This is a genomic window from Aggregicoccus sp. 17bor-14, assembly GCF_009659535.1.
In the GTDB taxonomy this organism is placed as follows: Bacteria; Myxococcota; Myxococcia; order Myxococcales; family Myxococcaceae; genus Aggregicoccus.
This window is the reverse complement of sequence record NZ_VJZZ01000003.1, coordinates 417,376-431,238: the sequence shown is the minus strand read 5'-3', so window position 1 is coordinate 431,238 and position 13,863 is coordinate 417,376. Positions and strand designations below refer to the sequence as shown.

Here is a 13,863-nt window from a genome sequence, read left to right as displayed (position 1 = left end):
CTGCCATGCCCCACTCGGACCTCTCGCGCCTGCTGCCGCTGCTGCCCCAGGCGGTGCTGCGCGTGGACGGCCGGCTGAACGTGACCTGGGTGGAGGCGGACTTCACCCGCAAGACGGGGGTGGTGCTGGAGGTGGGCGGCGCGCTGCTGGATGCGCTCGAGCAGGGGCGCGGCCGCGACGCGCTGGAGCACGCGGTGCGCGAGGGGCGCGCGCACGCGGGGCACGTGCTCACCTGCGCGCTGCGCCAGGTGCGGGTGCAGGTGCAGCCGGTGGGGGCGGCGGAGGGCGGCGGCGCGCTGCTGGTCCTCGAGCCCAGCGGCGTGGACGACGAGGTGGCCTTCAGCCGCGCGCTGCAGGAGATCGCGCGCGCGGTGAGCGAGACGCTGGAGGTCAACAGCGTGTGCGCCGCGGCCGTCATCGCCCTGGTGCGCTGCGCGCAGGTGCAGCGCGCCGAGGTCTACCTCTCGGAGGCGGGCCAGGGCCTGCGGCGCGTGGCGGTGAGCGACCTGGCGGCGCCGGGGGCCGCGCCCGAGTCCCCGCTCGAGCCCGAGGCGGACGCGTTCCAGAAGGCGCTCGCCACCGGGCAGCCGCAGATCGGCATCCAGCGCGGCTACGGCGATGCGATGGGCTGCCTCTTCGCCGCGCTGCCCCTGGTGGCCCAGGGCCGCACGGTGGGGCTGCTGCTGCTCTACAAGGCGCAGGGCACGGCCTTCAGCGTGCGCGAGCTGGACCTGTGGAGCGCCGCGGCGGGGCAGCTCGCGGTGGCGGTGGAGAACGCGCGGCTGCTGCGCGAGGCCCAGAGCGCCCTCAAGGTGCGCGAGGAGTTCATGTCCATCGCGAGCCACGAGCTCAAGACGCCCCTCACCCCGCTGAAGCTCAGCCTCTGGGGCATGGAGCGCCGGCTCGCCGCGGGCCAGCCCGTGGAGCTCTCCACGGTGCTCAAGTGCAAGCGCCAGGTGGACCGGCTCGCGGGGCTGGTGGACCACTTGCTGGACGCGAGCCGCCTCGAGCTGGGCAAGCTCTCGCTGCAGCGCGCGCCCCTGGAGCTCGCGCAGCTCGTCGCCGAGGTGGTGGACCAGTTCCGCCACGCCTTCGGCCGCAGCATCACGCTCGCGGTGCCCGCCGAGCGGCTCTGGGTGCAGGGCGACCGCGACCGGCTCGAGCAGGTGCTGGTGAACCTGCTGGAGAACGCGCACAAGTACAGCCCCGCGGCCGAGCCCATCGCGGTGGAGGTGGGGGCGCTTCCGGACGGGACCGGGGGCGAGGGCGACGTGTGCCTGCGCGTGCGCGACCGCGGCATCGGCATCCCGGGCGCGGACCAGTCCCAGGTGTTCCAGCGCTTCTACCGCGCGCGCAACGCGAGCCACCGCAACTTCGGCGGCCTCGGGCTGGGGCTCTTCATCAGCCGCTCCATCGCACGCATGCACGGCGGCGAGCTCGCGCTCACCAGCACCGAGGGCGCCGGCGCCTCCTTCACCCTCACGCTGCCGCGGCTCCCGGCGGTGGAGGTGGCGGCGCTGCCCCGGCGCGTGCTGCTGCTGGACGAGGACCGGGAGCAGGAGGCCGAGGCGGAGCGGGTGCTGCGCGCGCAGGGCTACGAGGTGCTCGTCGCCCGCGACGGCGCCGAGGCGCTGCGCAAGGCGGCCACCGGCGCGGTGGACCTGGTGCTCCTGAGCGCGAGCGCGGAGCCCACCCAGGCGGGCGTGTTCCTGGAGACCTTCGCCACGCTGCCGCGCGCGCGCCCCGTGCCCCTGCTGCTCGCAGGCACCGAGCGCCCCGGCTGGGCCGGCCCCGCCGCGCCCCTCTGCCCCCGGCCCTACCGCGCCGAGGAGCTCGCGCGCGCGGTGCGCCAGCAGCTCGGCGCGTCCTTCTCGCAGGACTGAGGCGCGCCCGCACCCCGGGTGCGGGCGCGCGGTCGCGAACGTGCGCGCCCGGGTGGAGCAGGTATCCTCGCGCGCATGTCCGCGTGTCCGTGCTGCCTCGAGGCGCTGAAGCCTGCCTTCCTCGGGCTGGGCGGCCGGCGCCTCGCGTCCACCGCGTGCGCGCTGTGCGCCGAGCGCGTGTGCGAGGCCTGCCTGCGCCCCGCGCTGCTCGAGGCGCCGGCGGCAGCCACCGCCCTGCGCAGCGCCGCCCCCGCGCGCCGCCGCGGCCTCGCGTGCGCGGCGTGCCTCTACGCGCGCGCGCTGGCGCGAGGGGAGCCTCCGCCCTGCGAGGAGCCCGCGGGCCACCGCCAGCGCGCGCGGCGGCGCGCCTGCCCGCACGCGCGGCGGGTGCGCTGGATGCTGCACTGCCCGGACTGCGGCGAGCCGTCGCGCTGGGAGCCCGAGGGGGACGACCCTCGCTGCGATGCGTGCGGCGCGCCCTCGCACGCGGACTTCAACGCCTGCTTCGCGTGCGGTGAGTCCTTCGGCGAGCACCACCCCGCGGGCGACGCCGCGGGAGGCTACGCGCTGGACTACGCATGCGACGCGCGCGGCTGCGGCGGCAGCGTCGGGTGGCAGATGCCCCACTGCCCGTGGTGCGGCGAGCCGCAGCGCTGGCCCGCCGAGGACGAGGCGGCACCGGCGCTCGCCTGCAGCGCGTGCGAGGCGCTGCTCGAGCCGCACTGGGCCTGCTGCGCGGCGTGCGGCGAGGAGGCCCCGCTGCCCGAGGCCTGCGCCGCCTGCGCTGCCTCGCTCGCGCAGGCGGACGCGGCGGCGCGCTGCGAGGGCTGCCGCCTCCTCGTGTGCGACGGGTGCTTCTCCGAGTGGCTCCTGCCCCATGCCGCGGAGCCCTCCCTCCTGTGCGCCGACTGCGCCGAGCGCCTCGGCGCCACGGCCGCCGCGCCGCTGGAGGAGGAGCCCGAGGGCGGCGGCGCGGACGAGGCCGAGGAGGCTGCGGACGAGGAGCCGGACGAGGCGCCGGACGCGGCGCGCGACGAGGCTCCGGACGAAGCTCCGGACGAAGCTCCGGACGAAGCCTCAGGGGGGCACGGCGACGCGCACGCCGAGGCACCGCTCTCCCCGTGGGAGGTGCTGGGCGTGGCGCCGGGCACGCCGCTCGCCGAGGTACGGCGCGCCTACCACGCGCTCGTTGCGCAGTACCACCCGGACAAGGTGGCGCAGCTGGGGCCGAAGCTGCAGGCGCTGGCGCTGGAGGAGACGCGCCGGCTCAACCTCGCGTGGGAGCAGCTGCGCGCCCGGGGGCCCTGAGGCGCTGAGCCCCGGACGTCCCGCTCAAGGCCCTCCGTCGGGCACCGGCGGGCAGAGGCCGCCGTCGCTGCCCTCGTCCACCTGCCCGTCGCAGTCGTTGTCGAGCCCGTCGCAGCGCGTCTCCTCGAGCTCGTAGTCGGGGCCGTAGTCCGCCTCCGTGCACTGCTGCGCCACGAGTCCGTCCACGCAGGGGCGCAGGGCGCCCGCGCACACGCCCTCGCGCAGCTTGCAGGGCAGGTTCTGGAAGGCGTCGTTGCAGGCCTCGCCCGGGAGCAGGTAGCAGACCTGCTCGATGCAGGTGAAGCCCGGGGCGCACTGGCCGTTGCCGATGCAGACGGGAGGGACCTTGGTGAGCTCCTCGTGCGGGTCCACCGGCTTGCAGGCGCCCAGCGCGAGCAGCAGGGCGAGCTGCAGCGAGGCGAGGCCGGTGATGCGGCGGCCGCGGCGCGGGCCGCTCATCGCGCGCCTCCTGGCGGGGGCGGCGGGAGCTCGAGCGGCGGGGGCGGGCCAGAGGAGGGCTGCTCCGGCGACGCCTGCGGGGACGGCGTCTCCGGAGGCGGGGGCGGGCTGCGGAAGAAGAAGTAGCTCACCGCGGCACCGGCGAGCGAGAGCGCGGCGCCACCGAAGGCGAGGTCCGCGATGATCGCCTGCCGCCTCGCCTCCACCAGCTTGTCGTAGGCGGCCACCTGGTAGGCCTCCTTCAGGGCCTCCTCGTGGGTGTTCTTGGAGCGCGCGCCGAAGAAGAGGCCTCCTCCGGCGAGAACGACCGACACCCCCAGCAGGGCGATGTGGCGGAGGTTGCGGCGGCGCATCACCTCGCGCTCCTGCTTCGTGAGCGGGCGCTTCACCGGTGGGTCCGCGCGCAGCGCCGCGCTCGGCACCGAAGCCGGCGCCGGAGCGCGGGGGGCAGGGGGGAGCAGCGGCTGTGCCCAGGCGGCGGCGTGCGCCGCGAGCAGGAGCCCCGCGGCGAGCGGCAGGACGCGCGAGTGGGTGTTCATGGCCGGGAGGACATAGTCACCGCCCGCAGCGAGGCCCCACCTCACCGCGCACCCGGAGCGTCGCCCAGTGCGCGCTCGCGCGCCGCATTGCTGGCCGCCGGACGCGAGGGGTGGACCCGGGGACGAGGGCGCCCTCGCGCCTCAGGCCGCGTGCAGCACGCGGAAGTCCGCCACCGGCACGCCCGCGCCGGCGAGCAGCGCGCGCGCCCGCGGGTGCAGGAAGGTGTGCAGCTCCACCTCGCGCTGCTGCGCGTAGCCGCTCTGCAGCGTCTCGGGGGCGTAGCCCGGGTGGCACATCAGCTCCACCACGCCGTCTGAGGGCAGCGCGGCGAGCCGGCGCTCCAGCTCGTCCAGGGTCCAGTAGGCCTCGGCGCCCGCGTCTCCGATGAAGTGATCGTTGGTGCGCACGCCGCGCGCCTGCAGCGCCGCGCGCATGGCCGGGTCGATGGAGCGCACCGGCAGCCCCGCCGCGCGCGCCGCGCTCGCGAGCCCCTGCAGCACGTCCGGATGGCGGTGCAGGTGCTTGTGCACGTCCACGTGCGTGGCCGGCCGCCCCAGCAGCTGCTCGAGGCGCTGCAGCTGCGCGTGCGCCTCCGCCTCCACCACCTCGGGCGGCAGCGCCGCCGCCTGCGCCTCGCTCAGCTGCCCGCGCGAGAGCAGGTGCTCCGGGAAGCCCGCGCTCAGCGGCGCGCCGCGCGCCAGGTTCAGGTGCAACCCGATTGCAAGAGCGCCGCCGCCCTCGCGCACCTGCTGCGCCGCGGCGAGGGAGTGCGGCGTGTTGACCATGAAGGTGGTGCTGCTGACCACGCCCTCGCGCAGCGCGCGCAGGATGCCGCGGGTGACGGCCGGGTCGTAGCCGAGGTCGTCGGCGTTGAGGATGAGCGCGCGCGCGGGCAAGGGCAGGGCCTTTCCGGGTCAGGACGCCACATCTGGCGGCGCGCGTCCAGGCACACCGCCCGGCCCGGGGCCGCCCCGGGGCGGCGCGCGCTGCGCCCGCCTGCCGGGCTGCCTCCGGGCGCACACGCTCGGGCTCCTCGCGCGGCTGTCGGGATGCTAACGTCCGGAGGCGTTGCGCGTGGGCTCTGACCGTCGGGGGCGGGCAGGGCGCGCTCAGCCTGTCCTTTCCCCCGGAGGGTCGTTGGGCACCGTCCTCAAAGGTGGCGTCGTCGTCGAGCTGGAGCCAGCCACGGTGGAGCGCGCCGACCTGCGCATCGAGGGCGAGCGCATCGTGGAGCGCGCCCCGGAGCTGCAGCCCGGCCCGGGCGACGAGGTCATTGCCCTGTCCGGAAAGCTGGTGCTGCCCGGCCTGGTGAGCGCGCACAGCCGCCTGCACGCGCACCTCGCGCGCGGCCTGCCCCAGCCCCAGCCGCCGCCGGACGGCTACGGCGCCTACCAGGAGCGCGTGTGGTGGCCCTACGTGAGCGCGCTGGACCTGGACGCGGTGCAGGCCGCGGCGCAGGCGGGCGCGCTCGAGGCCCTGCAGAGCGGCACCACCTGCCTCTTCGACCTGCACAGCTCGCCGCGCGCCGTGGGCGGCAGCCTGGTGCGCGTGGCGCGCGCGCTGCACGAGGTGGGGGTGCGCAGCGTGCTCTCCTACGCGGTGACGGATGCGGCCGGGCCACAGGGGCGCGAGGAGGGGCTGGAGGAGGCGGTCACCTTCGCGCGCAAGGCGCGCGGGCGCTTCCGCGGCCAGGTGGGCGCGGGGCCCCTGAGCTACCTCGCGGACGATGCGCTGCAGGCGCTCGCGCACGCGGTGGCCATGACCGGGCGCGGCATCCACCTGCCGCTCGCCGAGGACCCGCTGGACGAGAAGCTCTCGCAGGAGCGCTACGGCGCCGCGCCGGTGTCGCGCCTGGTGGGCGCGGGGCTGCTGGGCCCGAGCAGCGTGCTCGCGCACGTGGGGCACCTCGCCTGGCCCGAGCTCTCGCAGGTGCTCACCACGGGCGCGTGGGTGGTGCACACGCCGCGCTCGAACATGGGCCACGAGGTGGGCTACGCGCCGGCGCTCAAGTTCGGCGCGCGCGCGAGCCTCGGCGCGGACACGCTGGGCGCGGACCTCTTCGCCGAGGCCCAGACCGCCTACCTGCGCTCGCGCGAGGCCGGCCAGCCCATCGACGTGCTGCGCTACCTCGCCAACGGCCACCGCCTCGCCTCGCAGGTGTTCGACCTGCCCGTGGGGCCGCTGCGCGCGGGCGCGGCGGCGGACCTGATGGTGCTCGACTACCGCCCCAGCACCCCCATGGCGCCCGAGAACCTCGCCTGGCACGTGGTGTTCGGCCTCTCGGCGCGCCACGTGGAGGCGGTGATGGTGGAGGGCGGCTGGCGCGTGTGGGCCCGCCGTCCGCTCTCCGTCAATCCGGACGTGGTGGCGGATCAGGCGCGCGAGGCCGCGGCCCACGTGTGGAGCCGCATGCAGCGCCCGCCCCCTCCGACCTGACCTGTACCCGGAACCAGGTCACTGTCCGACCCGCAGCAGAGCGCCCTGCTGCCCAGCAGGCGAGCGTCCTTCAGCGACCAAAGATCCTGGAGCTTTCCTGTCTCCCGGTACATCGCCCTTGCCGTGATCCACCCCCCTGTCCTACCTCCGCTCCCACGGGCGAGGTGCAGGGAGGCGGGATGGCGACGAGCGGTGCGGACTGGCGGCCAGGGCTGAGCATGGCCCTCAACCGGGTCTACGATCTGGTGGCAGTGACGCTGGCGACGGTGGGGACGGCGGTGCTCGAGGGAGACCACCTCGGGCCGCAGCTGGGCGCCTTCACGCTGTTCGCGCTCGCGGTGTGGAGCGCCGGCAGCTTCGTGGTGAGCTACTACGATCCCTGGGCCGAGCGCGAGGCGCTGGACGAGAGCGCGCTGCTGCTGCTGCTCTCCTTCGCGGTCGCCGTGGTGCTCTGGTTCCTGCAGGTGAGCCTGGATGGCTACGTGGAGCTGCCGGCGGTGAGCCACCTGCTGCTGGTGCTCTGGCCCATGGTGCTCGCCCCCCGGCTGCTGCTCTTCCGCCGCCTCGCCCTGCGCGAGCAGCCCCTGGACGAGGTGCTGGTGGTGGGGGCGGGGCCGCTCGGGCGCTGCACCGCGGAGGACCTGCAGCTGCGCCCCCGCGCCCGCCGGCGCGTGGTGGGCTTCCTCGCCTTCGCGAGCGACGCGCGCGCGGACACGGTGGAGGGCGTGCCGGTGCTGGGACGCGCCGAGGAGCTGGAGCAGGTGCTGCGCACCCGCCCGGTGAGCGAGGTCTACCTCGCGGGCCACGCTGCCCGGGACGCGGACGCGCTGCAGGCGGCCATCCGCACCTGCGAGCGGCTCGGCGTGCCCTTCGCGCTGCCGGCCTGCTCCTTCCGGCTGGGGCGCGCGCGGGCGCTGCTGCCCGGCAGCTCGCGCGACGGCTACATCCACTACGTCACCCACGCCCCGCACCACCTGCCGCGCGCCTTCAAGCGCCTCTTCGACATCGTGGTGAGCGCGAGCGCGCTGCTCGCGCTCGCGCCGCTGCTCCTGGTGGTGGCCGCGCTGGTGAAGCTCACCAGCCGTGGGCCCATCTTCTTCAAGCAGGTGCGCGTGGGGCTGCACGGGCGGCAGTTCCACATGTTCAAGTTCCGCACCATGGTGGTCAACGCCGAGGCGCTGCGCGAGAAGCTGCTCGCGCTCAACGAGCAGGCGGGGCCCGTCTTCAAGATGAAGAAGGACCCGCGCATCACGCGCGTGGGCGGCTTCCTGCGCAAGCACTCCATCGACGAGCTGCCCCAGCTCATCAACGTGCTGCGCGGGGACATGAGCATCGTGGGGCCCCGCCCGCCCATCCCGAAGGAGGTCGCGCAGTACGAGGCCTGGCAGTACCGCCGCCTCTCCGTGCGCCCCGGCCTCACCTGCATCTGGCAGGTGAGCGGCCGCAACGAGATCTCCTTCGAGGAGTGGATGTACCTGGACATGCGCTACATCGACCACTGGAGCCTCTCGCAGGACATCGGTCTCATCTTGAAGACCGTGCCGGTGGTGCTCACCGGGCGCGGCGCGAGCTGAGCGCTGCGGGTGCTGCGCCGGCATGACACCCGGGGCGCAGCGCACAGAGGCTCGGCCAGTGCCTGTGCTCGCGTGCGTCACCCCTGCACGGGCTCCGCGGGCCTGGAGGGGCGTCGGGACCGAAAGGGTGACGGAGCGCTGCGGCCGCTCGCGGTGGGGCGTCGCCAGCGATGCGTCGCTCAGGGGTGACACGTTGGCGATGCGTGCATGAGGGCGAGCCCCTCGCGGCGCACCGCCAGGACCGAAGCCTCCTTCCACGGCCGCCCGCGCGGGGCTCTCGCGTGGAGCGAAACGCCCGTTCTACGCGAGCGCTCTCCGGCTCCGGGCCGGGCCCTTCACTCTGCGTGTGGGCACGCTCGGGAGCGGCGGCCCGCGGCGCGCAAAAACGTAAAATAGGATTTTACCTTTTTGCATCACGCGCCGGTCCGCGCCCGGGAGGGGCGTCTCCTTTCGAGACAGCCGTCCCGCACGTCGTGGACGGCTTCTCCCACTCAGAGAAGCCCCGTTCCCTCCCGGCCTCTCCGGCTCGAGGCCGTGCCGCTCGCGCCACTCTCGCGCGTCCCGCGAGCCGAGCGCGTCGCTGACGGCACGGCCTCGCGGAGCCGCAACCGACCTGCCTCAGGAGGACACGGGCGCGCGCCGCCTCAGGGCAGCAGCACGCTGCCCAGGAAGCGCTCGCGGCCGCACAGCGCGAGCGTGCGGCGCGAGGCCTCGAGGTCGTCGCCGAGCGCGCTGCACAGGAGCGCGGCCTGCGCGCCGTGCACCAGCGCGAGCGCGGCGGGGCTCTCGAGCGGCGGATCCACCACCAGCAGCGAGCGCGCGCCGCCCGCGAGCTGCGCCGCGTGCGCCTCGCGCCAGGCGGTGAAGCTCTCCAGCGAGAGGCCCCGCGCATCGAGCAGCTGCAGCGCCTCGACGGGGTAGGAGAGCGAGGCGGCCTGGACCAGCGCCTCGGCGGCTGCGTGCGCCCGGAGCGAGCCGCCGGGGCTCACCAGCACCAGCGAGCGCCAGGCGCCCGCTGCCCGCACGCGCGTCCACACCTGCTGCAGCGCGAGCAGCGCCTCGGAGGAGCGCGCGGGTGCAGCCGCGGTCGCGACCGCTGCCGTCTCGACGGCGGCGCTCTGCGGCGCGCTGCCGGGCGTCCGGGGTGCGGCACTGGAGGGAGCGGTGGTGAGCAGGAGCGGTGACATCACGGAGCGGGCGGACCTCGGTCGTGCGCCAACCTATGCATCGTCCAACGCTGAGCAAGGCCGCGCAATCTGCGTCGATGTGCCCCGGGGTGCCGCAGGCGCGCACCCGCGCGCACCCGTTGCCTGCGGCGCGCGCGGGGGCGCACCGGAGGGCTAGGACCCGGTGCTCGCCGCGGTGTCGGATAGGCGCACTTGCATCGGCGGAGTGCCTCCCTACCTTGGGCTGCGGGATCAGGCGGCCGACTCTGGGCCTGCAGCCCGCGAAGGCAGGGAGTGGAGATGACGCAGTCTCGTAAGACCGTACTGCTCGTGGAGGATGCCCCCGCGGTGCGCAGTGCCCTGCGCCGCTGCCTCGAGGCGCTGGGCCACGAGGTGCGGGAAGCCGCCGACGGGCGGGCCGCGCTGGAGGAGCTCACGCGCCGCGCGCCGGACCTGGTGGTGCTGGACCTGGTGCTGCCGCAGGTGTCCGGCTACGAGGTGTGCGAGGCGCTGCGCGCCTCCAGCGCCGAGGCCCACCGCAACGTCCCGGTGCTGGTCATCAGCGGGCGCGTGCTGCCCGAGGACCGCGCCGAGGCGCTGGAGGCCGGGGCGGACGCCTTCCTCTCCAAGCCCTTCGGGCTCACGGAGTTCCGCGCCCGCGTGGAGACGCTGCTGCGCGGTGCGGCCGTGCGCAGCGCGCGCCCGGTGCCCGCGCTCGGTGCGAGCAGCACCAGCAGCGCGCCGCGCCTCGCGCTCGTGCGCTGAGGCGCGCGGGGCCGCTACAGCAGGCCCCGCGGGGGAGCGGACGTCAGGTGCGCTCGAGCGCCGGGGCCGGCGCGGGCAGCTTCTCGCTCGCGGCCTGGGCGGCATCCTTCGCGGCGTCCTTCGCCGTGTGGAAGGCCTCCCGCACGCGCTCGCCCGCGGCCTGGGCGTTCTTCTTGCCCCAGCTCCAGTACGAGGTGCTCGCGTCCAGGGCCGCGCGCTGCTCGGGGGTGTAGCGCAGGTGGGCGTACTTCACGCTCTCGCTGGGCACGCGCAGATCCTTCACCACGCCGAACCAGCTGAGCACCTTGAGCGAGTAGTAGCTCAGGTCCACCTCCCACCAGAACCAGCCCTGGTTGGCGGTGTTCTGGTGGTAGTGGTGGTTGTTGTGCCAGCCCTCGCCCAGGGTGATGAGCGCGAGCAGCCAGTTGTTGCGGCTGGTGTCGGTGGTCTTGTAGCGCCGCTTGCCGAACACGTGGCTGAGCGAGTTGATGGTGAAGGTGCCGTGCCACAGCAGGGTGGTGGACACGAAGAAGCCCCACACCAGCATGCTGAAGCCGCCGATGAAGTAGAGCGCCACGGCGAGCGCCACGGGCGGCACCAGGTGGAAGCGGTTGAGCAGGCGCAGCTCGGGGAAGCGGCCGAAGTCCTTGATGCTGTCGTGCTTCGTCGCGCCGTACTTGTCGCAGAGGATCCACCCGGCGTGGCTCCACCAGAAGCCCTTCTGCACCGGCGAGTGGATGTCCTGCTCCGCGTCCGAGTAGCGGTGGTGGTGGCGGTGGTGCGCCGCCCACCAGAGCACGCCCTTCTGCGTGGACAGCGTGCCCACGAAGGCGAGGATGAACTGGAACACGCGCCCCGTCTTGAACGAGCGGTGGCTGAAGTAGCGGTGGAAGCCCGCGGTGATGCCCCACATGCGCAGCACGTAGAGCCCCAGGCACACCGCCACGTCGCGCGGCCGCGCGCCCACCTGGAGGACGAAGAGGCACATCAGGTGCACCCCGATGAACGGGATGGACGCGAGCCAGTTGATCTTCTCGTCGGGGGCGCGCCCCGTCTGGGCTGCGGCGGGGGCGGAGACGGCGGAATCCATGCGGGCCTCGAGGCGACAGGTGCGGAAGGAGTGGAGCCGGGCAAGCTGCTCAGCCTCACCGCCCATCAACACCCTCGCGTGTCACGGCCCTGTCAGCCGCTCGCGGATTGGCGCACGGCTGTCAGCCAGCTCTCGAAGGCGGGCTCGCCGTGCAGCGGCAGCAGGTCCTCGTCGCTCGCGGCGTAGGCCGCGTCGCGGTAGCCCAGCTCGCGCGCCCGCTCGAGCAGGCGCAGCGCGTCACGCACGTTGCGTGCGCGGGCGTAGGCGCACGCCGCGTCGTAGGCGATGTCCGGCCGCGGGGCGTGGGTGAGGGCCGCCTCGCTCACGCTCGCCGCCTCCGAGTAGGCGCCCCGGATGAAGAGCACCCGCTCGGCGCAGGCGAAGGCGGCGGCCGGGTCCACCCCGGGCAGGCGCAGGGCCTCGCCCGCACGCTCGGCGCGGATGAGGCTGCCCGCGTACTCGTGCAGCACCGTGCGGTCCCCGCTCTCGCGCCAGGCCAGCTCCCACAGCGAGAGGGCGCGCGCCTCGTCGCCCGCCAGGCTGAAGGCCGCGGCGAGCGCGTGCGCCTCCACCGGCCGGCCGCTGCCGCCCACCTGGGAGAAGTGGTCCAGCGCGGCCCGCCCCTTTCCCTCCTTGATGCACACCCAGCCGAGCAGGTGGTGGGCGCGGCTGCGCAGGTCGAGCCCCGCGCCGGACTCCGGCGAGAGCAGCGGCTCGGCGAGCCGGCGCGCCTCCTCCAGGTGCCCCGCGCGCAGGGCCTCCTGGGCCTCCTTCAGCGGGCGGGCGAGCGGGTGGTCCTCGGGCGCCGGGGCCTCTGCGCGCCGGCGCAGGCTGAGCAGCGCCTGCAGGGCCTGGAAGCCCCAGAGCCCGAACATGACGACGAGGAAGAAGGAGCCGGTGCGCAGCCCGACGAAGACCGCGAGCACGGCCATCAGCAGCGCGAGCCCCTGCGCGAGGGTGAAGCCGCGCACCGCGCCGAAGACGCGCTGGCTGAGCACGAGCGCGAGCCTTCCGCCGTCCAGCGGCAGGATGGGGACGAGGTTGAGCACCGCCCAGTAGAAGTTCGCGAACATGCCGTAGCGCAGCAGGAAGGCCGCCATGCCGGCCGGGTCGTGCAGCACCCTCAGCCCGGCGTAGCTCGCCACGCCGAGCGCGAGGCCGAAGAGGGGACCTGCCAGCGTGAGCGCGAAGTCGCGCTTCCACGGGATGGGGCCCGGGGCGTTGGGCTGGGTGTGCCCGCCGAGCCAGGCGAGCGCGATGGTGGGCTGGTAGCCGAAGAGCCGGCTGACCACGGCGTGGCCCAGCTCGTGGACGAGCACCGAGACGAAGACGATGAACATCCAGGCGAGCACGTAGCCCAGCACCGCGCGGCCGAAGCCCGGATCTGCGCTGGAGGTGAGGCCCTCGAAGGGCCAGCCCTGTGCGGCGAAGCGGCCGCGCGGGACGCTCTGGTAGGCGAGCAGCGCCGAGAAGATGAGGTGGCTGGGCTGGACCTCCACCGGGATGGGGCCGAGTCGGAAGCGAAACATGCGGAGGACCTTAACCCCCCGGGTGCAGCCGCGCAGGCGAGCCGTTGACCCCTGCAGGAAGAACCTCGCTGGGGTATAGGGCGGACCTCTCACGCATGTTGCCCATCGGTCCCTACACCCTGCCCAACCCGTACATCCTCGCGCCCATGGCGGGGGTGAGCGAGCGGCCCTACCGCGTCATCGCCTTCCGCATGGGCGCGGCGCTCTGCCCCACCGAGCTGGTGAGCGCGCAGGGGCTGATGCGCGCCAACGCGCGCACGCTCCGCTACCTGCGCTTCGACCCCGAGGTGGAGCGGCCCTACAGCCTGCAGATCTTCGGCGGGGACGTGGAGGCGATGGTGCAGGCGGCCATTCTCGGCAAGGCGCACGGCGCGCAGCTGCTGGACATCAACATGGGCTGCCCGGTGAAGAAGGTGACCAAGAACGGGGCGGGCAGCGCGCTCCTGTGCGAGCCGCACCGCGCGGCCGCCCTGGTGCGCGAGATGACGCGCGCCACGGGCCTGCCCGTCACGGCGAAGATCCGCTCCGGGTGGGATGCGAAGAGCCGCAACTACCTGCAGATGGCGGAGGTGCTGCAGGAGGCGGGCGTCGCGGCGCTCGCGCTGCACCCGCGCACCCGCGACCAGGGCTACGCGGGCAGCGCGGACTGGAGCTGCATCCGCGACATCAAGCGGCACTTCCCCACGCTGCCGCTCATCGGCAACGGGGACGTGCGCAGCGTGGCGGACGCGCACCGCATGCGCGAGACCACCGGCTGCGACTACGTGATGGTGGGGCGCGCGGCGCTCGGAAACCCGTGGATCTTCCGCGAGCTCACGGGCGGCGAGGGCCCCAGCCCCGAGGAGCGGCGCGACACGGTGCTCGCCCACCTGGCGGCCCACCTCGAGTTCGTGGGCGACCCGGTGGGCGCGGTGCGCAGCTTCCGCAAGCACCTGGCCTGGTACGCGCACGGCCTGCGCGGCGCCGCCACCTTCCGCGCCGAGGTCAACGCGCTCGAGAGCGCGGAGGCCGTGGAGGACGCGGTGCGCCGCTTCTTCGTGAGTACCGAGGCGGACCCCACGACCCTGGAGGAGCAGGACGTGGACTACCGCGCCGCGCTGGGCTGAGCGCGCC

The 13,863-nt window shown here is 74.8% G+C and carries 12 protein-coding genes; 6 read left to right on the top strand and 6 right to left on the bottom strand.

Going from position 1 to position 13,863, the window contains the following annotated elements:
• Positions 1 to 5: 5 nt before the first annotated feature.
• Both FGE12_RS08310 and FGE12_RS08305 read left to right on the top strand, forming a co-directional pair.
• Entirely contained in the window at positions 6 to 1,883 is a 1,878-nt protein-coding gene (locus FGE12_RS08310; protein WP_153865851.1) for an ATP-binding protein, read from the top strand.
• 75 nt (positions 1,884 to 1,958) lie between these two features.
• A complete protein-coding gene (locus FGE12_RS08305; protein WP_153865850.1) occupies positions 1,959 to 3,191 on the top strand; it encodes a DnaJ family molecular chaperone in 1,233 nt (410 codons plus the stop codon).
• 24 nt (positions 3,192 to 3,215) lie between these two features.
• Here FGE12_RS08305 and FGE12_RS08300 read toward each other — a convergent pair whose 3' ends face one another.
• The 3 genes from FGE12_RS08300 to FGE12_RS08290 all read right to left on the bottom strand — a co-directional run bounded on the left by FGE12_RS08300 (position 3,216) and on the right by FGE12_RS08290 (position 5,086).
• The gene (locus tag FGE12_RS08300) at positions 3,216 to 3,650 is read right to left on the bottom strand and encodes a hypothetical protein (RefSeq protein ID WP_153865849.1); all 435 of its coding nucleotides are present in this window, start codon (positions 3,648 to 3,650) and stop codon (positions 3,216 to 3,218) included.
• A complete protein-coding gene (locus FGE12_RS08295; RefSeq protein WP_153865848.1) occupies positions 3,647 to 4,189 on the bottom strand; it encodes a hypothetical protein in 543 nt (180 codons plus the stop codon). Before FGE12_RS08295 ends, FGE12_RS08300 begins: the two co-directional genes overlap by 4 nt.
• A 141-nt stretch (positions 4,190 to 4,330) precedes the next feature.
• Positions 4,331 to 5,086, bottom strand: coding sequence for a carbohydrate deacetylase (locus tag FGE12_RS08290; protein ID WP_153865847.1), 756 nt, complete (start codon positions 5,084 to 5,086; stop codon positions 4,331 to 4,333).
• Positions 5,087 to 5,327: 241 nt separating this feature from the next.
• On the opposite strand from FGE12_RS08290, the gene FGE12_RS08285 reads away from it, so the two are divergent.
• Positions 5,328 to 6,626, top strand: coding sequence for an amidohydrolase family protein (locus FGE12_RS08285; RefSeq protein WP_153865846.1), 1,299 nt, complete (start codon positions 5,328 to 5,330; stop codon positions 6,624 to 6,626).
• A gap of 179 nt (positions 6,627 to 6,805) precedes the next feature.
• On the top strand, positions 6,806 to 8,200 hold the full coding sequence (locus tag FGE12_RS08280) for a sugar transferase (RefSeq protein WP_228530646.1): 1,395 nt from the start codon (positions 6,806 to 6,808) through the stop codon (positions 8,198 to 8,200).
• Positions 8,201 to 8,844: 644 nt separating this feature from the next.
• Here FGE12_RS08280 and FGE12_RS08275 read toward each other — a convergent pair.
• Positions 8,845 to 9,390: a hypothetical protein gene (locus tag FGE12_RS08275; protein ID WP_153865845.1), complete on the bottom strand. Its 546-nt coding sequence runs from the start codon at positions 9,388 to 9,390 to the stop codon at positions 8,845 to 8,847.
• Positions 9,391 to 9,666: 276 nt separating this feature from the next.
• On the opposite strand from FGE12_RS08275, the gene FGE12_RS08270 reads away from it, so the two are divergent.
• Complete coding sequence (locus FGE12_RS08270; protein ID WP_153865844.1) at positions 9,667 to 10,131, top strand: response regulator transcription factor; 465 nt, start codon at positions 9,667 to 9,669, stop codon at positions 10,129 to 10,131.
• 43 nt (positions 10,132 to 10,174) lie between these two features.
• Here the strand turns inward: FGE12_RS08270 and FGE12_RS08265 are convergent, their stop codons facing one another.
• Positions 10,175 to 11,221, bottom strand: coding sequence for a fatty acid desaturase (locus FGE12_RS08265; protein WP_153865843.1), 1,047 nt, complete (start codon positions 11,219 to 11,221; stop codon positions 10,175 to 10,177).
• Between the two features lie 92 nt (positions 11,222 to 11,313).
• Complete coding sequence (locus FGE12_RS08260; protein ID WP_153865842.1) at positions 11,314 to 12,750, bottom strand: site-2 protease family protein; 1,437 nt, start codon at positions 12,748 to 12,750, stop codon at positions 11,314 to 11,316.
• Positions 12,751 to 12,845: 95 nt separating this feature from the next.
• Between FGE12_RS08260 and dusB the strand changes: the two genes are divergently transcribed.
• The gene (gene dusB, locus FGE12_RS08255; protein WP_153865841.1) at positions 12,846 to 13,856 is read left to right on the top strand and encodes a tRNA dihydrouridine synthase DusB; all 1,011 of its coding nucleotides are present in this window, start codon (positions 12,846 to 12,848) and stop codon (positions 13,854 to 13,856) included.
• Positions 13,857 to 13,863 lie beyond the last annotated feature (7 nt).

What these genes read in the sequence shown, in the direction of transcription:
- FGE12_RS08310 (WP_153865851.1), top strand. Translation starts at nt 6, where the DNA reads ATGCCCCACTCGGACCTCTCGCGCCTGCTGCCGCTGCTGCCCCAGGCG.
- FGE12_RS08305 (WP_153865850.1), top strand. Translation starts at nt 1,959, where the DNA reads ATGTCCGCGTGTCCGTGCTGCCTCGAGGCGCTGAAGCCTGCCTTCCTC.
- FGE12_RS08300 (WP_153865849.1), bottom strand. Translation starts at nt 3,650, where the DNA reads ATGAGCGGCCCGCGCCGCGGCCGCCGCATCACCGGCCTCGCCTCGCTG.
- FGE12_RS08295 (WP_153865848.1), bottom strand. Translation starts at nt 4,189, where the DNA reads ATGAACACCCACTCGCGCGTCCTGCCGCTCGCCGCGGGGCTCCTGCTC.
- FGE12_RS08280 (WP_228530646.1), top strand. Translation starts at nt 6,806, where the DNA reads ATGGCGACGAGCGGTGCGGACTGGCGGCCAGGGCTGAGCATGGCCCTC.
- FGE12_RS08270 (WP_153865844.1), top strand. Translation starts at nt 9,667, where the DNA reads ATGACGCAGTCTCGTAAGACCGTACTGCTCGTGGAGGATGCCCCCGCG.
- FGE12_RS08265 (WP_153865843.1), bottom strand. Translation starts at nt 11,221, where the DNA reads ATGGATTCCGCCGTCTCCGCCCCCGCCGCAGCCCAGACGGGGCGCGCC.
- FGE12_RS08260 (WP_153865842.1), bottom strand. Translation starts at nt 12,750, where the DNA reads ATGTTTCGCTTCCGACTCGGCCCCATCCCGGTGGAGGTCCAGCCCAGC.
- dusB (WP_153865841.1), top strand. Translation starts at nt 12,846, where the DNA reads ATGTTGCCCATCGGTCCCTACACCCTGCCCAACCCGTACATCCTCGCG.